19 protein-coding genes are annotated in these 19,941 nt (G+C 59.5%); 8 read left to right on the top strand and 11 right to left on the bottom strand.

Features of this window, described 5'->3' with window-relative positions:
* Positions 1 to 8: 8 nt before the first annotated feature.
* Positions 9 to 572: a MarR family winged helix-turn-helix transcriptional regulator gene (locus CRD18_RS00840; protein WP_016421518.1), complete on the bottom strand. Its 564-nt coding sequence runs from the start codon at positions 570 to 572 to the stop codon at positions 9 to 11.
* A gap of 242 nt (positions 573 to 814) precedes the next feature.
* Positions 815 to 1,612, bottom strand: coding sequence for an exodeoxyribonuclease III (locus CRD18_RS00835; RefSeq protein WP_038626705.1), 798 nt, complete (start codon positions 1,610 to 1,612; stop codon positions 815 to 817).
* A 121-nt stretch (positions 1,613 to 1,733) separates the two neighbouring features.
* On the opposite strand from CRD18_RS00835, the gene CRD18_RS00830 reads away from it, so the two are divergent.
* Positions 1,734 to 2,561, top strand: a complete 828-nt coding sequence (locus tag CRD18_RS00830; RefSeq protein ID WP_222865185.1) for an RDD family protein — start codon at positions 1,734 to 1,736, stop codon at positions 2,559 to 2,561.
* A gap of 46 nt (positions 2,562 to 2,607) precedes the next feature.
* On the opposite strand, the gene CRD18_RS00825 is transcribed toward CRD18_RS00830, so the two are convergent.
* Together CRD18_RS00825 and CRD18_RS00820 are read right to left on the bottom strand one after the other, a co-directional pair.
* Positions 2,608 to 3,780, bottom strand: a complete 1,173-nt coding sequence (locus tag CRD18_RS00825) for a GNAT family N-acetyltransferase (RefSeq protein ID WP_049193790.1) — start codon at positions 3,778 to 3,780, stop codon at positions 2,608 to 2,610.
* Between the two features lie 3 nt (positions 3,781 to 3,783).
* Positions 3,784 to 4,365 carry a peptide deformylase gene (locus CRD18_RS00820; RefSeq protein ID WP_049193793.1) on the bottom strand — a complete coding sequence of 194 codons (582 nt, stop codon included), beginning with the start codon at positions 4,363 to 4,365 and terminating at the stop codon, positions 3,784 to 3,786.
* Positions 4,366 to 4,566: 201 nt separating this feature from the next.
* On the opposite strand from CRD18_RS00820, the gene CRD18_RS00815 reads away from it, so the two are divergent.
* From CRD18_RS00815 to CRD18_RS00800, 4 genes are all read left to right on the top strand, one after another.
* Positions 4,567 to 4,914, top strand: a complete 348-nt coding sequence (locus tag CRD18_RS00815; RefSeq protein ID WP_016421513.1) for a DUF3263 domain-containing protein — start codon at positions 4,567 to 4,569, stop codon at positions 4,912 to 4,914.
* Between the two features lie 51 nt (positions 4,915 to 4,965).
* A complete protein-coding gene (locus CRD18_RS00810) occupies positions 4,966 to 5,880 on the top strand; it encodes a LytR C-terminal domain-containing protein (RefSeq protein WP_049169916.1) in 915 nt (304 codons plus the stop codon).
* 221 nt (positions 5,881 to 6,101) lie between these two features.
* Positions 6,102 to 6,659: a hypothetical protein gene (locus CRD18_RS00805; protein ID WP_049169906.1), complete on the top strand. Its 558-nt coding sequence runs from the start codon at positions 6,102 to 6,104 to the stop codon at positions 6,657 to 6,659.
* Between the two features lie 17 nt (positions 6,660 to 6,676).
* Positions 6,677 to 7,900: a glutamate--cysteine ligase gene (locus CRD18_RS00800; protein ID WP_049193794.1), complete on the top strand. Its 1,224-nt coding sequence runs from the start codon at positions 6,677 to 6,679 to the stop codon at positions 7,898 to 7,900.
* A 171-nt stretch (positions 7,901 to 8,071) separates the two neighbouring features.
* On the opposite strand, the gene CRD18_RS00795 is transcribed toward CRD18_RS00800, so the two are convergent.
* From CRD18_RS00795 to CRD18_RS00770, 6 genes are read right to left on the bottom strand one after another with little or no spacing between them, the layout of a single operon-like run.
* Positions 8,072 to 8,422: a monovalent cation/H(+) antiporter subunit G gene (locus CRD18_RS00795; RefSeq protein ID WP_187404492.1), complete on the bottom strand. Its 351-nt coding sequence runs from the start codon at positions 8,420 to 8,422 to the stop codon at positions 8,072 to 8,074.
* Positions 8,419 to 8,829 carry a monovalent cation/H+ antiporter complex subunit F gene (locus CRD18_RS00790; protein ID WP_070601047.1) on the bottom strand — a complete coding sequence of 137 codons (411 nt, stop codon included), beginning with the start codon at positions 8,827 to 8,829 and terminating at the stop codon, positions 8,419 to 8,421. Before CRD18_RS00790 ends, CRD18_RS00795 begins: the two co-directional genes overlap by 4 nt.
* Positions 8,810 to 9,463 (bottom strand): Na+/H+ antiporter subunit E, encoded by a 654-nt coding sequence (locus CRD18_RS00785; RefSeq protein ID WP_070601049.1) that lies wholly within the window; start codon positions 9,461 to 9,463, stop codon positions 8,810 to 8,812. The genes CRD18_RS00790 and CRD18_RS00785 overlap by 20 nt, the downstream gene beginning before the upstream one ends.
* On the bottom strand, positions 9,463 to 11,166 hold the full coding sequence (locus CRD18_RS00780) for a Na+/H+ antiporter subunit D (protein WP_049193797.1): 1,704 nt from the start codon (positions 11,164 to 11,166) through the stop codon (positions 9,463 to 9,465). Before CRD18_RS00780 ends, CRD18_RS00785 begins: the two co-directional genes overlap by 1 nt.
* Entirely contained in the window at positions 11,156 to 11,671 is a 516-nt protein-coding gene (locus CRD18_RS00775) for a Na(+)/H(+) antiporter subunit C (protein WP_048760372.1), read from the bottom strand. Before CRD18_RS00775 ends, CRD18_RS00780 begins: the two co-directional genes overlap by 11 nt.
* The gene (locus CRD18_RS00770; protein ID WP_049193803.1) at positions 11,668 to 14,805 is read right to left on the bottom strand and encodes a Na+/H+ antiporter subunit A; all 3,138 of its coding nucleotides are present in this window, start codon (positions 14,803 to 14,805) and stop codon (positions 11,668 to 11,670) included. Before CRD18_RS00770 ends, CRD18_RS00775 begins: the two co-directional genes overlap by 4 nt.
* A gap of 282 nt (positions 14,806 to 15,087) precedes the next feature.
* Here CRD18_RS00770 and CRD18_RS00765 point away from each other — a divergent pair, with 282 nt between their 5' ends.
* The 3 genes from CRD18_RS00765 to CRD18_RS00755 all read left to right on the top strand — a co-directional run bounded on the left by CRD18_RS00765 (position 15,088) and on the right by CRD18_RS00755 (position 19,164).
* A complete protein-coding gene (locus CRD18_RS00765; RefSeq protein WP_035006260.1) occupies positions 15,088 to 15,897 on the top strand; it encodes a metal ABC transporter ATP-binding protein in 810 nt (269 codons plus the stop codon).
* Positions 15,894 to 17,660 (top strand): metal ABC transporter solute-binding protein, Zn/Mn family, encoded by a 1,767-nt coding sequence (locus CRD18_RS00760; protein WP_222865187.1) that lies wholly within the window; start codon positions 15,894 to 15,896, stop codon positions 17,658 to 17,660. The genes CRD18_RS00765 and CRD18_RS00760 overlap by 4 nt, the downstream gene beginning before the upstream one ends.
* Positions 17,661 to 17,952: 292 nt before the next feature.
* Positions 17,953 to 19,164: an IS110 family transposase gene (locus CRD18_RS00755; RefSeq protein WP_011273191.1), complete on the top strand. Its 1,212-nt coding sequence runs from the start codon at positions 17,953 to 17,955 to the stop codon at positions 19,162 to 19,164.
* 151 nt (positions 19,165 to 19,315) lie between these two features.
* Here CRD18_RS00755 and CRD18_RS00750 read toward each other — a convergent pair whose 3' ends face one another.
* Complete coding sequence (locus tag CRD18_RS00750; protein WP_048731724.1) at positions 19,316 to 19,870, bottom strand: hypothetical protein; 555 nt, start codon at positions 19,868 to 19,870, stop codon at positions 19,316 to 19,318.
* Positions 19,871 to 19,941: the final 71 nt, after the last annotated feature.

The raw sequence follows: 19,941 nt of genomic DNA, 5'->3' as shown, positions 1-19,941 counted from the left end.
GCGCGCTTTTAGAACGGCTCCTGGCGGCGCTGGTGCTCCTCAACATAGCTTTCCGAGTGCTCCGCCAGCTTCAGCAGCGAAGGCAGTGCCTTAATTAGCGCACGCACGTCCTTTTGCGACATTGTCCGCACAATTTCGTACACCAGCGCACCCCAGTGGTCGATAAGCTGCTCCAGCAGGGTCTCGCCATCGCTGGAGACATAGAGGTTCTGCGCACGGCGATCCTTTGCATTGTTCTCGCGTTCAATCAGCCCGTTGTCGAGTAGGCGGCGGACTGTTGCCGAAACGTTGGACGGGCGCAGGAAACGCAGGCGTGCAATGTCGGATACGCCGCAGCCCGGGTGGGTCGAAATAAAGTGCAGTACTTCCATTTCCGACTGGGAAATGTCCATCCTGGCATTCGGGCGCTCACCGAGGCGGCGAGTCGACGCAAGGAAGTCATACAGGCCGATGGAAATCTTCTGCACGCTTTCGCGCAGGGATTCATCGGACTCAGTTGAGTCATCCGCGGTGGGGAAGCCGCTCGCTGGCTCCGGGGTAGTGGTGCGCTGAGGGGAGCGTGCAGAAGTCATGATCTTCCTTCCCGACGTAATGAATTGATGTTCTGAATAAACACCTTATATCGTCGAAATAACTTTCTGTGGTGAAAATTTGTAGATTGAACAAAAAGTTAGACTCATAAGTGTTGTGCGGGTGCTTTATCGCCCATTTCTGCCCCTGATTTTAGGGGCTGGCAGCAAAGACTCCGCTTTACGACGGCCCCAGCGACACCCCCTAGTAGGAACTAGGCCTACGCGCTTTTCCGCCCGTTTATCTACACTTCGTAATCCACAATCACCGGAGCATGGTCGGATGCGCCTTTGCCCTGACGCTCTTCGATGTCGATGAATCCGGCGGACGCCTTTGCCGCGAGGTCGGGGGAGGCGAGCTGGAAGTCGATGCGCATGCCCTCATCCTTGAAAAAGCGGCCAGCCTTGTAATCCCAGTAGGTCCACTGGTTTGGGGTGAATTGGCGAGTTACTTCCTTCATGCCCGCCTGCTCCAGCGCATAGAAAGCTGCGCGTTCAGGCGGTGTGACGTGTGTTTTCCCTGCGAAGGCTGCCATTGACCAGACATCGCCGTCGGTCGGGGCAATGTTGAAGTCGCCGCCCATCATGAAGGTGGCCTCCGGGTCGTCGTCAAGCGTGGCGATGATGTGCTGACGGAGCCGCTCCAGAAATTCGAGCTTGTACTCGAAGTGCGGGTCGGTGATGTCGCGGCCGTTCGGGATGTAGAGGCTATGGACGCGCACGCCACCGCAGGTAGCGGCGATATGGCGGGCCTCCAATGCGGGAGTTGCGTCGGGGTCCTTGTTGAAACCCGGCTGACCGGGGAACTCTGCCTGGATGTCCTCAAGGCCGACGCGGGAGATGATGGCAACGCCATTCCACTGATTCAGGCCGTGGTGGGCGACTTGGTATCCCAGCTCTTCAAAAGCAGCGGTGGGGAATTGGTCGTCCTTGCACTTGGTTTCCTGGACGGCCAGGACATCAATGTCATTCCGGCGCAGCATTTCCACCATTCGGTCGAGGCGAGTTCGAGCCGAATTGACGTTCCAGACACAGATTCGCATATCAACGATTGTAAAAGGGGAACGAAACGGCGGCCTCATGCGTTGAACAAAGCAGTGACAAAATAGGCGGACAAAAACGGATAAGGTGGGCGGAAGCCCGGTAGGAAAGGGAGTTTCGAGGTTGGCTAACTGGGACGATCGCCGTTACGGCGGCGAGTACAGTCCGACGGATTACCTGGGTAGTAGTGGCAGGAACGCTTATCGGGAACACGACGCATATGCGGCGTACGATGCGGCAATGCCGTATCAGGAAGTGCCATATCCGGTAGCAAACATTCCGGTCGGCTATGAAAGCGGGTACCCCGCTAGCTATGGGGTGTCTTCCTTCGGTGAGCTCAGTGCCAATCCCAAAGTCGCGCCGCTGACCGCTCAAATGGCAGTACACCTGGGCTTTGACCCCAATCTGGCCAATGGCTCAGTGGCACGTCGTGGTGGTGCGCTGTTGGTGGATTCTGTCATCTACACTGCATTGATTGCCTCCATTGCAGTTCTCACTAGCATCGTGGGGACATCGGACAGCGGCGTAATGGTGATGCTGATCAGCCTCTTCCTCGGTCCCGGTGGTTTTTACCTCTACCGCGTGGCGGGGGACTCCATCTTCGACGGGTCGCCGGGTAAACACGCCATGGGCATGAAAATCGAAGGTGCACACGGGATGCCAGTCTCAGCCCGCGATGGTTTTGTGCGCAATGCCTGGATTCTGCCGTCGATGATTCCGGTCGCCGGTTGGTTTGTCTCTGCGGGCCTGGCCGGCTGGATTGCAATGGCTGCCTCACGCGATCCGCTGGGGAGAGGTCGTCATGAACTCTCGGTCCACACCCGTGTGGTGGAAAAGCCGGAGACGCGCGAGCTGCCGCGTGGGCAGCGCCGCATGGGCAATCGCATGGGTAGCAAAGAGCAGCAGGGCAAGCAGCTGAAGCGGATTAAAAGGGTTAAGCGCGGGAAGTAGGGCAATCAGGGCGAGCAGCGCAGGGCCGAAACGTAACCCCCGGCCCCTAAGCCCCTGTCAGCTCCGCGTAGCGGTGCCGGTGGTGCTCGGTAAAACCGAGTGTCCGGTACAGCGCAATGCCAGCCTCATTTGAGCCCAATACCTGCAGATATGCAGAATCTGCCCCGTGTTGTGTGCCCCAGTGCATCATGTGAATTCCCAGTAGGGTGCCAAGTCCTCGGCGGCGCATATCGGCTGCGACTTCCACAGCGGAGAACCCGAGCCACACACGGCCGTCGTCCGATTCGGTCAGCGTGCCGCGCGTAATGGCTACCGTGCGTATGCCTTCAGGCGCATTGTTGTCAGGCACTTGCAGGCGTCCGAAGCACATGCGGCCATCAATTTCATTGCGCAGAAGCTGTAGTGCATGCTCGGGCAGCGTGGTACCGCGGAAATGGTAGAGCCCCAGCCAGTCGTCGTCAGGTTGATCAGCGATATCCACCTGCACGTCTGCAAGCTCGACGCTGTGCTCATCGAGCACCTGTACGGCGCTGTGCTCATCAAGCACCTGTACGGCGCTGTGCGATTCAGCTGCCAATTCAGCAGGCGGCAAATCCCCATCGAGTGAGCGCGTCATAACCACAATGTCCGGCCCGACCGTCCACTCCGGCCCCGCGACCAGCGCCTGTGCAGGTTTGGCGATTCTATCCGGAATCGCAATCCGCACCGGCAAATCGTGGGAATCGTAAAACGACTTAATCTTCTCCAACGGCACCGGCTGAGTGCTGGCTCCGGGTTCGAGCGGCAGCGCGGAGTTGGAACGCTCCGTAATGCCATCGCCGGCTCGCAGCAGCCAGCCCGACTCCACCACATGCGCGATACCCGGGAAGGCCTTCGCTGTCGCAGTTTCCACGGCGCGAATATCCGAATTGCGCACCGGATGATCCGGCAGGGCCTTCACAATCAAAATGTGCTTATCGCTAAAGTCCACCGCTGCCACGGATTCGTCGGCACGCACGCCAGCACGAACCTGCGGACGCACGACGAACGGATCCATGCTGAGCACATGCCCAATGACGTCCGTAGTCTTCTTGCCGCTGGCCAATGCTTCTTCATCGGTCAGCGCGTGCCGCACAATGACACGACGTCCCACCGCCACTTCACCGACGCCCCAGCGGGAAATCGGTAGCTTCTGTGCTGCATTTTCGCTTGCCGACGACTCCAATTGCCTATCCGCCACGATCTAATCCTCGTGGCCGAACGGATCGGGATCCACGCCCGGCATCCAGGTCAGGCCGCCCTCGGTCCAACCGGCACGCTTGATTTCCTTCTTGGCCATGCGCTTCCAGCGGCCCGTGAGACAGTCGGTGTAAAGGAACCCATCCAGATGGCCGACCTCGTGCTGCATGCAGCGAGCGAGGAAACCGGTGGCCTCGATGCGGACCTCGTCGCCGTTTTCATCCAGGCCGGTGACGACAGCCTTCTCCGCGCGGTTGGTGGGGAAGGACAGGCCGGGTACAGAGAGGCAGCCTTCGTCATCGGAACCGTCGTCGTTAGGCATGGTCTTCGGGATTTCACTGGTGGTCAGCACCGGATTGATGACGCAGCCGCGGTGCCAGACGTCGTCATCATCGGGGCAGTTGTAGACGAACAGACGCTTGCCGACGCCCACCTGGTTGGCAGCCAGCCCCACACCGTGGGCGCGGTCCATGGTTTCGTACATGTCCTCGATGAGCTCACGCAGCTCGGAGATGTCCTCGGTCACCGGCTGGGTAGGAGTGTGGAGAACGGGGTCTCCGGCAATCACAATGGGACGGATAGTCATGTCGCTGATTCTACTCGGCGTCCATCTTTTCTAAATCGCCTGGTGATGTCAGGGGTCTTGGAGACGTTGGGCGATGTCGGAAGTGGTATGTAGGGCTGGGTGGCTGAGCCTTACTATGTATCTTCACTAAGTATCTGCATAAGCAGTGTCGTGCAGAATAGAAAATCAGGGCGACTGAGAAGGAAAGCGGGGTGCAGAAAAATGGTGAGCAAGAAGCCCATAGGCGGCAGCCACGAACCTGAGACTGAGTTGCGGCCTGACTCATCCGAGCATCCCGGACTCGCGGGCGATACCGGCGGCATTGAGCCCATTTTGGCGCAGAAAATGCTGGATTTTGAGAAGGAATGGCTGAAAGTTGCCCGCCGTGGGCCGCGTATGGCCGGTGCGCGGCAGGAGGCAATTCGGCGTCGCTTTGCCGAGGACTTCGGCAACAACACAATCCGTTACCACCAGGTACTTTCGCGACTTCTCGATTCTCCGGCAGCCGAAGCGGCCGAACCCGTGTTGGTTCATCGGCTGCGCGCCGTGCGGGACAACCAAGACGCATAAGGTTCAAGTTTCACTTCACGGTTCGGCGGCAGAACATATAGGATGTGGGATGTGTCTGACCAACTAAACCCTCAGAATTCGCCGCGTCCGGGCCGTCATCGACTCGATGACGACTTCGACGACTTCGATGAGTACAGCGATTACGCGGAGGCTCCCGCCGCTGGCGGCGCCCATGCGTACTCCGAGCCGTCGGATGCTCAACACACAGCGCCAAAATCTGCGGCTCCCGCCGCTGGTGCAGCTGCTGCTGGTGCCACCGCCGCCTCGACCGGTGCCAGCGCTGGGGCTGCTAGCAATTCCGCAGCTGCTGATGGTGTTGATGACGGCGACATCGGCGACGGTGCCGGTGATGGCCGCTACATGCGCGTTCTCGCTATCGTGCTGCTCGCTATCGGCGTGTGCCTGGTCGCCTACGGTGCCTATGCACTCAGCACACGTGGCGACGATGCCGAGAACACCGGCCAGAATGACACCTCGGCATCCGCTCCGGTTGACTCTGGTGCGCCTGCTGACTCGGCCAACGGCAGTGATCCGGCAAAGGATGGTGCTGTTGGAGATGGTGACGGCGAGGTTCCGCCGCCGCCACCGGCAAATGAGCCAGGCAAACCGGTTCCTCCCGCTGAGAATCCGCCGGCACAGGATGAGGCCAACGAAGCGCCCCAGATTGACCGCAAGACTGTCAAGGTCAGTGTCCTGAATAACTCTGAGGTCGTGGGCCTCGCCGATGACCTGTCCAAGCAGATGGGCGAGCAGGGCTGGGGCGCCGGCGAGACCGGCAATGCTCCTGAAGAGAAGATGGGTGTGTGGGAGAAGACCACCGTCTACTTCGACCCGAGGAACGAAGAGGAAAAGGCCGCCGCTGAGCAGATCGCGCATGACAACGGTTGGGAAGCCGCACCTCGCGATGACCGCCTCCGGGACGCTCCGGCGGGAATCGTCGTGGTCGCCACTGACCCGGCTCACTAGACTCCCGGCCCACCAGGCTTTGGTCTCTCACTAAGGTTTGCGGCCTAAGTCTCAAAACCTGCCGCCGTGGTGCGAAGCCCCATAGCTTTCCAAGTCCCGCGTAAGCCACACATTTCATGGCCTACGCGGGGCTTTTGCATATTTTGCAGTCTCAAACAGATCACGGCTGAAAAAGGGGTACTAGTATTCTGCTAGTAGCCAGTGAGGTCTGTGAGGTTTTTATGTTCGCCGTAAAGCGTCGTCGTGTTGCTGTCGCCACCGCGTTGGGTTGTGCTGCAACACTGTTGGTGTCCTGCTCGGGGGTTGAATCCAGCAGCGACAAGGACGGGAACGCAGGCGCGTCGACAAGCACTGCGCCAGTGAGCGTAGATCCGGCTGCACCGAAGCTGACCGAGCGAGTCAGCGCCTATAACTTCATCCGAACAAACGACGACGGATCAATGAAAATGCTGGCAACTGTACAGGTCATGAGCGCCAAGGGATGGATGGGCCTTTCCGACGAAAAAGGTCAGTTCACTACCTTGGATAAGGGCAAGTACACAGTGCAGGCGCGCGGTGCATCTGGCTGCAGTGGCATCGGCAGCCCCGCAACCGAAGGGTTGGGTGTCATCGGCGAAGTGCACGTCGATGACAAACGGAATGCAGATGTCTGGAACGTTCCGTCCAAGGTGGATGAAGACAGTTTCACCACAGTTGCGCTTGTCGATTCCAACGGTGACCTTGCCTCCTGCGCAAAAACCGTCACCTGGACGGAGCCAACTGAGGAAAACGACTCCTAGTGTGAAAAAATAGCGGTATGACTGAGCAATTTTCCGGATCGGCGCAGCCATCACTGGGAGTGGAATGGGAAGTGGCGTTCGTTGACCGACGAACGCGCGACACCGCCCCCGCTGCCGCCGAGGTGCTCGACATCATCGATGCGGAGCATCCCGGACATGGGCTCCAGCGAGAGTTCCTCGCCAACACCGTAGAGCTCGTCACCGGTGTGCACACGAACGTGCCCGGTGCCGTAGCGGAGCTCCAAAGCCAGCTGGACATGGTTCTCGAGGCCGCTGATCGCGTTGGGGTGGATGTGTGGTCATCGGGCTCGCATCCGTTCGCCCGCGGTACTGCTCAGCAGGTCAGCGCTAAGGGGCACTACTCCGAAATCATCAACCGCACTCAGTGGTGGGGTAACCAGATGATCATCTGGGGAGTCCACGTCCATGTTGGCATTAAGGACTCCGAACGCGTTTGGCCGATCATTCAGGCCCTGGCAACGAAGCTGCCGCACATGTTGGCGCTGTCTGCCTCCTCACCGGCCTGGAACGGTGAGGACATGGGTTACGCTTCCAACCGAAGCCTGCTCTACCAGCAGCTTCCCACCGCTGGTCAGCCGCCGGCGATTTACACGTGGCCCGAGTGGGAGTCCTACATGCACGACCAGTCCCGCTCCGGCGTCATCAATCACACCGGCTCGATGCACTTGGACATTCGCCCGGCATCAAAGTACGGCACCATTGAGATTCGTGTCGCTGACGCTACCTCTAACCTGCAGGAACTCGCCGCTATCGTGGCATTGACGCACTGTCTGACGGTTTACTACGACCGCATGTGGGAGGCTGGCGAGGAGCTACCGTCGCTGCAGTCCTGGCACATCGCCGAAAACAAGTGGCGCGCCGCCCGCTACGGCATGGACGCGCTGGTCATCGTCAATCGCGATACCGACGAGCGGTGGGTTCGCGACGAACTCCGTGAACTTGTGGTTCAACTCGCCCCGCTTGCCGACGAACTGGGTTGCCGAGCCGAACTGGAATTCGTCAACAACATCGTGGAAATGGGCGCGGCATACGAGCGGCAGCGCACTGTGGCGGATGCGGCCGGGGCGCTGCCTTCCATGGCTACCGAGGACGACGTACGGGCGAACGAAGAGCGCATTGGCCACACCCCGTGGCGTGCCGCCGTGGATCTTGCGGTGCAGGAACTGCGCGCCGGGCATCCGATAGCGCCTGCAGATTTCCACGAGCAAGTAGACGACTAGCCGTCGTTAAGCGGTGTGTGCCCAGACAAAAATTAGTGACTAGGCCTATAGCACTTTTGGGGTGCATAAACCTAGCCACTAACTGAAGAAAGGCGCCCCCCCTGGGCGGCCCCGGTCGAACCCGGTTCCGCTCCAGGTCGGGGTCCAATCTTGACGGGGAGTGTCCTCTCGTTATTCCCGGCTGTCATCGCGGGCGAGGCTGTCCTCGTCGACGAGCCTCTCTTTGAACGCCTCGTGGCCAACGCGGTTACTAACAATTGGCGATGTACCCAGAGCAAACAGGATAATCAGGGTCAACAGAGCCAAGTCACTACTAGTAGTTGTGTGAGCTGACGCGTGCGTGGCGACGTGCAAAAGCGAACCCGACAGCGTCAGAATTAGCCCCAGCGTTTGTGGCTTGGAGGATGCATGCATGCGACTGATGGTGTCGCGGAAGCGTATTAATCCCACGGACGCTGCAACGCACAGTAGCATTCCGGTGATAATGAGTGCGATGGCGATAATGCCTGCCACGAGAATCATTTGGGCTCTCCCTTTATGGTTGTCGGAGCTGCTGTTGGCGTTGCCTTAGGCGCTGCTTTCTGTGCGGTTTTCTTTGTGGCGACCTTGCTTGCAGCTTTCCCCGTGCCCTTCCGAGCGCTCTTCGCGGGTTTCTTTCCTTCGTCTGGGACACGGAACTTGGCGACTGCCAGCGAAGACAGGAAACCGAGCAGCGCAATGATGAGCATTGGGTAGACCACCGAAGTGTCCAAACTCCATGCCATGAACGCAGCGAGCATGCCCTGCAACATTGCAGTCATGGACTCCAGCGCCACCAGGCGGTCCAGCGAGTTTGGTCCTGCGATCATGTGCCCGAGGGTAATCATCACCGCAATGAAATAGCCTGCGGCAGCCACTCCGAGCAGAATGTTAAAAACTTCCGGGTTCATCGGCTACTCCTTTCTCCCCTTTTTCGCTGCTCGTTTCGCCTTGCTCGCCGCTTTTCGCACTGCTCGGCTGCTCTTCGCCAGAGCCTGGCTTAGTCGGTTGCTCATGTACATCGCGGTTCTCAAACGCGCGAATCACCCGTCGCTCGATTCGGGTCAACTGGTTGATTTGTTCAGCTACCTTGCCTGTCGACGAAGCGTCGAGAAGATGCATGGTCAGCGTCTTTTTTCGCTTATCGATGTCCACGATGATGCCGCCCGGCTGCAGATTAATTAGTGCCATTGCAGTCGTGAGCGAAATATCGTCATTGGTCCGCATGGGGACCTTGATAATGGCAGTCGGTGGCGGATCATCTCGTCGGATGGCCAGCCAGGCGACACTGATAGAGGCCTTCACAAAGTCGATTGTCCAAGAACCGAACAGTCGCACCATGCCACCGAAGTTGATATCCAGCGCGCTGTTTGGCGGGATAGGCATGGCGAGGTTCAGCAACGTGGCTACCAGGATTCCCGAGAGCACATTGGCAAATGTCACCTCGCCCCACAGCATGACCCAAATAATCACTGTGAATAAAAAGAGCAGGATTGAAATACGTGGTGGTCGCTTTGCAGCCACCTTGGCGCGCGTTTTACTCATCAGCTTTCACCTGCTCCTTCCAGCGTGCTGGTGGCACGTTCGGTCGCCGAATCCGACTTCCATGGGCTCTTGGTGCGGCCTGGGTTTTCCAGCTGCTCCAGGCCCTTGTCATCGGCCGAGTCGATACCGAGGACCGCTGCGCGGTACTCATCAACATTCGCGACGTTGCTTGCCGCTTCGGTAGCCACATTGGACAGTGGCCCGGCCAGAACGGTAACCCCCACAGAAGCAATCACCAGCAGAGCCGTCGGCATCACCATGCCGAGTGGCATCTTGCCGACGTCGTCACGCTCTGCGATAGCAACCATCTGAGTCCTTTCCCGGAGCGCGGCTGGCTGCGCAAGCACAGTGTCGCCCTCGGGGGCGTCGGAACGGTCGCGCCAGAAGGCCTTCGACCAGACGAGAATCATGGTGTAGAGGGTCAGCAGGCTGGTGATGATAGATCCCGCAACCAGAATCCATGCGGTGGCGGATCCGTTCTGTGCGCCGGCCTCGATGAGCATGACCTTGCCCAGGAAGCCTGAGAACGGTGGGATACCACCGAGGTTGAGCGCGGGCACGAGGTATAGCAACGCCAGCAGCGGCGACGTCTTGGCCAGGCTACCGAGGCTGCGCAGGGAGGACGAGCCCGCCTGGCGCTCGATAAGCCCGACCACCAGGAACAATGCCGTCTGCACCAGAATGTGGTGGACGATGTAGAAAATCGCGCCGCCGAGTCCCAGCGTATTGCCGACGGCAATACCGAAGATCATGTATCCGATGTGGGATACCAGCGTAAAAGACAAGAGACGTTTAATGTCATTTTGGGCCATGGCACCGAGAATGCCCATGAGCATTGTCGCTAGGCCAGCCCACATCAGGACGTCGTCAAGCCTGCCGTCTGGGAAAACGACACTGCGCGTGCGGATGATCGCGTAGACACCCACCTTCGTCAGCAGCCCCGCGAAGACCGCGGTAACCATCGACGGTGCGGTGGGGTAGGAGTCTGGCAACCACGCCGACAGCGGGAACACCGCCGCCTTCACTGCGAAGGCGACGAGCAGCACTGCGAAGATCGCGGTGCGGGTGCCATCGGGGATGTCCTCCATGCGCAGGGAAATGTGTGCGAAGTTCACCGTGCCGACCGCTTGATAAACCAGGCCAATCGCCAGCAGGAACACCATCGAGGACAACATGTTGACCATCACATACGACACGCCTGCGCGAATGCGTGACGACGATGCCCCCAGCGTGAGCAACACGTAGGAGGCTACGAGCAGAACCTCGAAGCCGACGTACATGTTGAACAGATCGCCGGCCAGGAAGGCCATGGAGACGCCCATGTTGAGCAGCATGTACGTCGGAACGAAGACGGAGATCGGCTCATCTTCGTCACCATCGCTAATACCCTGGCCGATGCCGAACCACATCACGGCAAAGAGGACCAGCTGAGAGACGGTGATCATCAACACTGCGAGGTTGTCGGCTACGAGCGTGATGCCGATTGGTGCGTCCCAGCCGCCCACCTGGACCGTGTGGACGCCGTGCGCGTAGATGAGATACACCAAGGCGCTGGCGACTCCCAGCAGGCTGCCGAGCGAGATTAGCGCGATCGCCTGCTGTGCTTTGGGAAAACGTGCCAGCAGCAGAGCAATTGCGGCGGTGGCGGCGGGGACGATGATAGGCAGCGGAATTAGTGCCAGAATTATTTGCTCAGTCGTCATCGTCGTCACCTCCTGGGGAGTTTGATGGCGGGGTCACGGGCTTTTCGAAACTGGCCGGACCGAAGCTATCGCCGGCCTCTGTGGGACGACCGGTGGTGGGATCGTCGGACTTGTCGTGGTCCGGAGCAGCTGATGGGTCGCTGGCCCGACGCATTGCCAGGCTGCGGTCCTCGTGGTCATCTTGCACGTGATCGCCGATGCGGTAGCGGTGCTGGCGATAGAGCAGAGCCAACAGGAATGCGGTCATGCCCATGGAAATAACAATTGCGGTGAGGATAAAGGCCTGGGGCAGTGAGTCTGCCTGAGCATCGCTGACCAGCGATTCCCTATCCCAAATTGGTGGCCGTCCCGGCGAACCAGAGCCAAGCAGGATGAGCAGGTTGATACCGTTGCCCATCAGCAACAGTCCCATGAGCATCCTGGTCAACGAACGATCGAGGAACAGGTACACCCCTGTAGCAATCAGCGTGCCGACAGTTGCTAGCAGAACAAAATTGAGAATCACGGGTGTGTGTCCTTTCCTTCGGTCCTAGCTGGGGCTGTCGGTTCTGAAGCCTCTGAGGTGGCTGTGTTGGCAGAGTCTGCGGGTTTAGTGCCGGCAGGTTTAACGCTTGCGGGATTAGCGCCTGCGGACTTAACACCTGCGGGCTTAGCCGCCGCCAACTTGCTGCGCAGCTGGCGGGACTGGCCGAGTGCGGCTCGATTCACACGACGTGAACGATCACGCTCAGCGCGAAGGTTTATCTGAGCGTCGATGCCACCGCCCAAACTGCGGAGGATGTAGACAATCGTGCTAACCACGATCATGTATACGCCCAGGTCAAAGAGCATCGGGGAGACAACAGTGACATCTCCGAGCAGCGGAATTTCCCGCGAGCCATACGTAGAAGTTAGCGGTGCCCACCCCACAAACAGTGGCCACAACGCGCTGAGTGCCGACACCAGCAAACCGCCGCCGAGAAGCATCTCGTTAGGAATCGGCAGAGTTGCCGCCAACTCACGACGACCACCGATGAGATAACGCATGGTCAGTGCCAGCGCAGCCACGAGACCACCGGCGAAGCCACCGCCGACATCGTTATGGCCGGCAAAAAAGAGATAGAAGGAAACCACCATCATGGCGGGGAAGAGCACGCGCGATGCCACCAGCACCATGATCGGGTAGCGCAACCGCTCGGCTTCACCGGACTCATCGAGAGTGTTCAACCAACGGTTGGTGCGGCGAGCTCGATTCCGCTGCGGCTTAATCTTTGAACGCATATGCATGGTATGCGTGCGGAAGACCAGTGAGGTAATCCCCAGAGCCACCATCACCAGCACGGTGATTTCACCGAAGGTGTCCCAGGCGCGGATGTCGACAAGCAGTACGTTGACTGCATTCTGGCCGTGTCCAATATCGTGCGCCAGCGGCGGAATGTCGCCCGAGATTGGCTCAGTACGACGGGAGCCCATGGCGTAGGCGGCCAACACGGGAACCGTGACACCGACTGCAATGGCCAACCAAGCACGGTGTCGTGTCCACCTCGGGTTCGATGCCGGTGCCCGCGGGGAGAGCGTACGCAACACCAACACGAAAATAATCATTGAGACCGTCTCGACCAGCAGCTGCGTCAGGGCCAAGTCAGGAGCGCCGTACATGGCGAAAATAATGGCCAAGCCGTAGCCTGTCACGCCTACCAGGATGACCCCGGAAAGCCTGTTCTTCTGCCGGGTAGCGGCCAGCGCCGCGATAATCATGATGAGCGCAACTGCACCCTGCGGAGCAGAGTCCCACAGTTCCATTCGCAGCTCATCGCGCTCGCCGAGCAACAACGCACCGATGGACAGCACGATGAGGGTCAGCAAAATGACCGCTTCATTCAACGGGAGGGAACCACGCTGGGTCGCAGCAGTGACACGGAGAGAAAGACGGCGGGCCAAGTCCAGGATTCCGTCGTAAAGCGCATCGGCACTACCGAGAGCCGGCTGATCAAACTGCAGCTGACGCACCAGATTACGCTGCCAATGCATGATGGCACCCACGAGTAGAATTGTGGCCGTCAGTGCCAGCGGAAGGGTGAATCCGTGCCAGAGCGCCAGGTGCGTTTCTGCTTCCGTATTCGGGAATGCGCTGGTGAGGTAGGGCGAGATAATCGAGTCGAGGACGCGGGGAACCAGGCCGAAAACCAAACCTGCCAGCGCCAACAGCCAAGCCGGGCCAATCTGATCCCACGTCGGGGAATCCATCTCTGCCACGGCAGGGGAAGTGCCACCGCCGCTGGCGTGGGTGCTGGACTTGGTCGCAAACGCGGCGCGCAGCAGGTACAGCGAGTACGCTACGGTCAGAATCGAACCCACGACGAGGCCAATGGTGGTAAACACCGACGGCATCCCATGCAGCGGATCAGCATTGAGCGTGGCCTCCAGCGCAGCTTCCTTGGCGACGAAGCCGAAGAACGGCGGCACACCCATCATCGATGCAGCGGCGAGAATCGAAATCACCAGCAACTGCGGCGACTTTCTACCGAGCCCAGAGAGCTCACGGATATCGCGCGTACCAGTCAGCCTGTCAATTGTGCCCGCGACCATAAACAGCGCGGCCTTGAACATGGCATGGCCGAGCGTCAGTGCCAGGGCTGCCAGCATCGTCGCACGCGTGCCTATCGACGCGACTGTGATGATGAATCCCAACTGGCTGACAGTGCCATACGCCATAATCAGCTTGAGATCCTTCTGGCGCAGGGCCATCCAGCCGGCCATGATCATGGTCAAGAGGCCGAGCGGGATGATGATTGGCTGCCACGCGTTGGTGTCATTGAAGGTCGGCGCGAGCCGGGCAACCAGGAACACACCGGCTTTGACCATCGCTGCCGAATGCAGGAAGGAAGAAACCGGGGTAGGGGCGGCCATTGCACCGGGTAGCCAGAAGTGGAAGGGCGCGATAGCGGACTTCGACAGCGCACCAACGACCAGCAGGATTGCGGCCGTGGATACTGCCGTGGAGTCCAGCTGTGCCGCTGTCAGAGCGCCAGGCGCGGTGAGTTCGGAGAAGTTCCAGAAACCGGTGGTCACTCCCATCAGAACGATACCGACCAGCATGATGAGGCCACCCAGCGTCGTGACCAGGAGCGCCTGGCCTGCTGCGCGACGGGAGGAGGCGCGCTCGGCGTAGTAGCCCACCAGGAGGAAGGACAGAACCGAGGTAATTTCCCAGAAGACGAACATCAGCATGATGCTGTCGCTGATGACCAGGCCGTACATCGCCGCAGCGAAGGCGATCATTTGGGCTGCGAAGGAACCTACGCGGCGACGTTTGCCGAGTGGCGGGTTGATGAAGTAACCGGAGCAGTACACCAGTACGAGAAAGCCGATGGTCAAAACCAGCGTGCCGAAGAGCGATTCAATAGGACCTAATCGCAGGTTTACATCCAAGTGGATAATGGGCATCCACGAAAAATGCGTGACGGCGGGTTGCGTGAGTGCGGAAGTTTCCCCGTTGCCATTGTCTAGAGCTAAGCGAACGAGATGGGTGCCGGTGTAGATGGCACCGCCTGCCAGCGGGAGGCTGAGTACGAGGAACCCGCGGGTTCCGAGCCACTTAATCGTCCATGGTGCAAGCGCTGCCGTAACGAACAGGATGCACAGGAGAGAAGTCACTATTCCATAATGATTGGAACACGCCAGTTCATGCAACCCCGTTTTAGGGACTTAAGCATTTGAAGCGGTGTTAACCGAGTGTGTGAAAACGGTCAATTGTTTCTGGGAAAGTGAAAATTTGGGGGTGAGTTGTGGGGGGGCGGAAGTTGGGCATTTTTTGGGGCTTGAGCGGCTGACTGCTCAAGCCCCAAATCAGTGCCATTACTGCCCCCAACACCACCCCACCCCAAAGGTCAATACATTGAACTTGGTGATTCATTGAACTGACCACTATTCTTGGCTGCCATGAGTATTAGCGTCCAGAACTTGAGCGTGAGCTACGGCGCGAACACCGCGATTCGGAACATCAGCTTCACCCTCGACTCCCCCGGCATGCACGGCATCATCGGCCCCAACGGCTCAGGCAAATCCACCCTCATGAAGGCGATGCTCCAGATCCTGGACAAACACAACGTCCACGGCACAGGCCCCACCGGCGCCCCCGCCGGCTACCCCGTCACCCTCGACGGCAAGGCCCCCGCCGAGCAGCGCCGCGCAATCGCTTATATCGAGCAGCGCTCTGACCTCGACCGCAACTTCCCCACCAGCGTCTTCGACACCGTCCTGATGGGCACTTACCCGCGCCTGGGTCTTTTCCACCGCCCCGGCAAGGCCGAACGCGAAGCAGCCACCCAGGCTCTCAAGGACGTCGACATGTGGGACTTTCGCCACCGCCACATCAGCGAACTCTCGGGCGGACAGTTCCAGCGCGTCCTCTTTGCCCGCGCCATCGTCCAGGACGCGGAGTACATCTTCCTGGACGAGCCCTTCGTCGGCATCGACGTCCCCAGCGAGAAGACGATCGTGACCCTGCTGCGGCAGATGGCGGACGCGGGCAAGCACGTCGTCGTCGTGCACCACGACATGAACACGGTGCGCGGCTACTACAACGACCTCATCGTCCTCAACGGCGAGCTCGTCGCGGCGGGTCCCACCGAGGAGGTCTTCGTCCCCGACGTGCTGCAGAAGGCCTTCGGCGCGCTCGTCATCCGCGAGCCGTCAGCACCAGCCCACCCCACGCCACGGCAGGCAGCCCTCCAGGAGGAGACAGCATGATCGCGGAGTTCCTCGACTCACTACTCAGCCACGGCTACCTGCAAAAAGCGCTGATCACCTCGGTGATCGTGGGCGTGGCCTGCGGCATCGTCGGCAGCTTCATCGTGCTGCGCGGCATGGCCCTGATCGGCGACGCCATCTCGCACGCCGTACTACCGGGGGTCGCGGCCTCCTACCTGCTCGGCACGAACCTCTTCCTCGGGGCGGTGGTCGCGGGTCTACTCGCCACACTGGCGATCGGGCTGATCAGCGAACGCTCCACTGTGAAGAACGATTCGGCGATCGGCATCGTCTTTTCCACCTTCTTCGCGATCGGCGTGCTGCTCATGGCGAAAGCGCAGACGGCGACGGATCTGACGGAGATCCTCTTCGGCAACGTCCTGACCGTTCAGGACGCCGACCGCAACCTCTCGATCGGTATTGCCGCTGCCGTGCTGATTCTCACGCTGGTCTTTTACAAGGAGCTCAAGCTCAGCACCTTCGACCCCGTCATGGCGCAGTCGGCTGGCGTGCCCGTGCGGGCAATCCACTACGGGCTGATGGTGGTGCTCACGCTGGTGACGGTCATTTCCCTGCAGACGGTGGGCGTGATCCTGGTGGTCTCCCTGCTGATCACTCCGGCGTCGGCGGCGTACCTGCTGACGAACCGGCTGGGAGTGATGATCGGGCTTTCAGTGGCGATCTCGGCGCTCAGCTCCGTAGTGGGGCTGTTCCTGAGCTATAGCTACAACGTGTCCTCCGGCGTGACGATCGTGCTGACCGCCAGCGCGCTGTTCCTGCTGGCTTTCCTCTTCGCGCCAGGCAAGGGACTGATTGCTCGCTCGCTGGGCAATAAGCCACTGGCCGCGCTGTTGGCCCTCCTGGTGGGCGGTGCCCTCGTGTTCGGGGCCGTGACCTTCTCGACGGAGGAGAAGGCAGACGGTGAGCAGCTGAACGTCGTCACCACCTTCACGCTGCTGGCGGACCTGGTGGAGGAGATCGGCGGCGAGGCGGTGGACGTCCATAACCTCGTGCCGACCGGCACGGACCCGCACGACTACGACCCCCTGCCCGCGGACCTGGATGCGACGAGCGACGCCGACCTGCTGTTCTACAACGGGCTGAACCTCGAGGGCGGTGAGCACGGCTGGCTCGCGAAACTGAAAAACACCGCGGGCCTGGACGATTCCCAGATGGTCGAGGCCACCAAGGGCGTGGAACCGAAGTACCTCAAGGACGAAAAGGGCAATCAGGAGATCAACCCGCACGCCTTCCTGGACCCGACCGTCGGCATCGCGATGGCCGAGAACGTGACCGCGGCGCTGGCCGAGGCCCTGCCCGAGCGTGCCGAGCACATCGAGGAGAAGGGGGCGGAGTACAAGGCCATGCTGGAGAGCATCGACGCCGACTACCGCGAGCAGATCGGTGCGCTGCCGAAGGAGGATCGTGTGCTCGTGGCCAGTGAACATGCCTTCCAATACATGGTCGACACCTACGGCATGGAGCAGCTGTATATCTGGCAGATCGACACGGATGAAAACGGCTCCCCCGCGCAGATCGGACACCTCGTGCGCCAGCTGAAGGACAAGCGCCCGAAGCACCTGTTCGTGGAGTCGAACGTGGATACGCGCCCCATGAAGACCGTCTCGAAGGAGGCCGGGATTCCGATCTTCGACGAGCCACTGCACTCCGATGAGCTCGGCAAGCCGGGCACGGTCGCGGGAACCTACGAGGATTTCCTGCGCAGCAACTTGAAGACCATGATCGCGGGGCTGAAGCGCTAAAACGCGAATGCTCGAGGCCCACATGCGTTGGGCTTCCCCGGTCGCATTCCCGTTACCTTGTGAGTGTCCCCGATAATGGGGATAGTCGCTGGTCCCGGTATGGCTTACCTGCCCTGTAGTTTCCATAATCCGGGGGGGTGTTGCCGCCGGGTGCCAGGACTTTCGATGACAGCTGATAGGGACACGGCCAGTTTTAAACTAGGTCTCTTTGTAACGTGGGTGCTTGCAACGAAGGTCATGACACCAGCGACTGGAACAACGCCATACCCATCTCGTTTTCTAGGAGCTCATCATGTCTCCGGAGCATTCCATCGACATATTCCTTGGGTTAGACGTCGGCAAATCTGAACACCACGCCTGCGCCTTAGACCGTGATGGCAACAAGGTCTTCGACAAACCGTTGCCTCAACTCGAATCCGAACTAGCAGGCGTTTTTCACCAGCTTCAGAAGCTTGGCACCGTGCTCGTGATCGTCGACCAACCCAACACCATCGGCGCACTACCGATTGCTGTAGCCCGGGACTGCGGTTGCGAAGTCGGATACCTGCCAGGTCTTGCGATGCGCAAAGCTGCAGATCTCTATCCGGGACGTGCAAAAACAGACAAACGCGACGCATTCATCATCGCCGACACCGCCCGCACAATGCCCCACACGCTACGTGCCGTCGACCGCAATGATGAGGTACTCTCCGCCCTAAAGATGCTGTCCGGCTTCGATGATGACATCGCCCGCGATTGCACTCGCACTGTCAATCGGCTTCGCAGTGTCCTCACCCAGATCTACCCCAGCCTGGAACGAGTTTTTGCTGGTAGCACCCTGACTCGCACGCCGATCCTGGAATTATTGATCCATTACAAGGGACCGCAGGGGCTAAAAAGAGCCGGATACCAACGAGTGTTGAACTGGATGATCAAGCGCACACGTAAAGACCCCACCCCGCTGGTAGACGACATTTTTACAGCGCTGAAAGCTCAAACAGTCACCGTGCCTGGAAGCGATGCCGCCGAGTTAGTAATTCCTCAACTGGCTGCAAACATCCAGGCCCTCAAAGAGCAACGAAACACCATTGCTGAGCAGGTTGAAGAGATGCTCGCTGATTTCCCTCTTTGTGAGGTCTTGATGAGTATGCCCGGAGTCGGCATCAAGACCGCAGCGCAGATCCTTCTTGCGATCGGTGATGGCTCCGACTTCGCTAGTGCTGGCCACTTAGCTGCTTATGCTGGAATAGCACCCGTGACTAGACGATCCGGTTCGTCGATCAGAGGTGAATTCCCGGCACGGTCAGGCAATAAACGACTGAAAAACGCCTTGTTCTACTCCGCATTCGCAGTTATCCGCAGCCACGAACCGTCACGGCGGTATTACGAACGCAAACGCGCTGAAGGAAAACGCCACAACGCAGCAGTCATCTGCCTGGCACGACGCCGATGCAATGTCATCTACGCGATGCTGAAAAACAAGGAGTTCTTCCGCGAAATCCCGCCACGCCCCGTCGCCGCATAAAGCCCCAAAGACGAAGCCGACCAGCACACGCTGGCCGGCTCCTAGGCACGCCTAAGAAACTACTCCCAAGACTGTGCTCGTCAACATCGGTCTGGCACTTGACAAAAACATAGGGACACCCCCCGTTTACTAAACGAGCAGCATCCGCGTCCTACCCATGCAGGCGGTTAGCAGCGCAGACCAAAGCGGAGAGCACGGAAGCCTCCGGAGTCTGGCCGAAGCCCATGGTCCACACATGGTCATTGTTGTGACCTGCATAGACAAAGGTAGCGGTAGCTTCGAAGATTTCGAACTGGTGGAATTCCACGATTTCCACGCGGTAACCTGCATCAGCCAGCAGATTAGTGCAAGCCGACACCGGCCCCATAGCGGTAATCTCCTGGGTGAAGGTGTGGGTGTGGTCGTCCTTGTCGGTCAGTGTTAAGTCAGCGTTGAAATTCCAGCGCCCCAGGGTGCCGCGGGTTGCCTCGAAATTCTTGATCTGAACCGGGCCGCTCGTGGGGGAGTAGGTGTCCTTGAACTTCTGCCAGTTCATGCCACGAGCTTCTTGCCTTAAGCCTCGAGGCAGGCGATGTCCGAATCGAGCCCTAAATGGATCGTCGGAATAAGTTCGCACATTGCCGTCGTCCTGGTGCTCCAACGAAGGGCGCTTGCCCGTGAACGTCGTCGAAGTGGACATGTTCTTCTGGGTGCGAGTGGGAAACATTCTTTTCTGGTCCTTTGCTTAGTTGCTTTTGCTGTGAGTGGCGGACCAACCAAGTGCTTTGAGAAGTTGCG

It is taken from the genome of Corynebacterium sp. LK31 (assembly GCF_014335015.1).
Taxonomy (GTDB): domain Bacteria; phylum Actinomycetota; class Actinomycetes; order Mycobacteriales; family Mycobacteriaceae; genus Corynebacterium; species Corynebacterium jeikeium_D.
This window is presented reverse-complemented; position numbering and strand designations above follow the sequence as displayed.

What these genes read in the sequence shown, in the direction of transcription:
- CRD18_RS00790 (WP_070601047.1), bottom strand. Translation starts at nt 8,829, where the DNA reads ATGAACCCGGAAGTTTTTAACATTCTGCTCGGAGTGGCTGCCGCAGGC.
- CRD18_RS00840 (WP_016421518.1), bottom strand. Translation starts at nt 572, where the DNA reads ATGACTTCTGCACGCTCCCCTCAGCGCACCACTACCCCGGAGCCAGCG.
- CRD18_RS00760 (WP_222865187.1), top strand. Translation starts at nt 15,894, where the DNA reads ATGATCGCGGAGTTCCTCGACTCACTACTCAGCCACGGCTACCTGCAA.
- CRD18_RS00835 (WP_038626705.1), bottom strand. Translation starts at nt 1,612, where the DNA reads ATGCGAATCTGTGTCTGGAACGTCAATTCGGCTCGAACTCGCCTCGAC.
- CRD18_RS00755 (WP_011273191.1), top strand. Translation starts at nt 17,953, where the DNA reads ATGTCTCCGGAGCATTCCATCGACATATTCCTTGGGTTAGACGTCGGC.
- CRD18_RS00820 (WP_049193793.1), bottom strand. Translation starts at nt 4,365, where the DNA reads ATGACTATCCGTCCCATTGTGATTGCCGGAGACCCCGTTCTCCACACT.
- CRD18_RS00795 (WP_187404492.1), bottom strand. Translation starts at nt 8,422, where the DNA reads ATGATTCTCGTGGCAGGCATTATCGCCATCGCACTCATTATCACCGGA.
- CRD18_RS00780 (WP_049193797.1), bottom strand. Translation starts at nt 11,166, where the DNA reads ATGACGACTGAGCAAATAATTCTGGCACTAATTCCGCTGCCTATCATC.
- CRD18_RS00805 (WP_049169906.1), top strand. Translation starts at nt 6,102, where the DNA reads ATGTTCGCCGTAAAGCGTCGTCGTGTTGCTGTCGCCACCGCGTTGGGT.
- CRD18_RS00765 (WP_035006260.1), top strand. Translation starts at nt 15,088, where the DNA reads ATGAGTATTAGCGTCCAGAACTTGAGCGTGAGCTACGGCGCGAACACC.
- CRD18_RS00750 (WP_048731724.1), bottom strand. Translation starts at nt 19,870, where the DNA reads ATGTTTCCCACTCGCACCCAGAAGAACATGTCCACTTCGACGACGTTC.
- CRD18_RS00815 (WP_016421513.1), top strand. Translation starts at nt 4,567, where the DNA reads ATGGTGAGCAAGAAGCCCATAGGCGGCAGCCACGAACCTGAGACTGAG.
- CRD18_RS00785 (WP_070601049.1), bottom strand. Translation starts at nt 9,463, where the DNA reads ATGAGTAAAACGCGCGCCAAGGTGGCTGCAAAGCGACCACCACGTATT.
- CRD18_RS00800 (WP_049193794.1), top strand. Translation starts at nt 6,677, where the DNA reads ATGACTGAGCAATTTTCCGGATCGGCGCAGCCATCACTGGGAGTGGAA.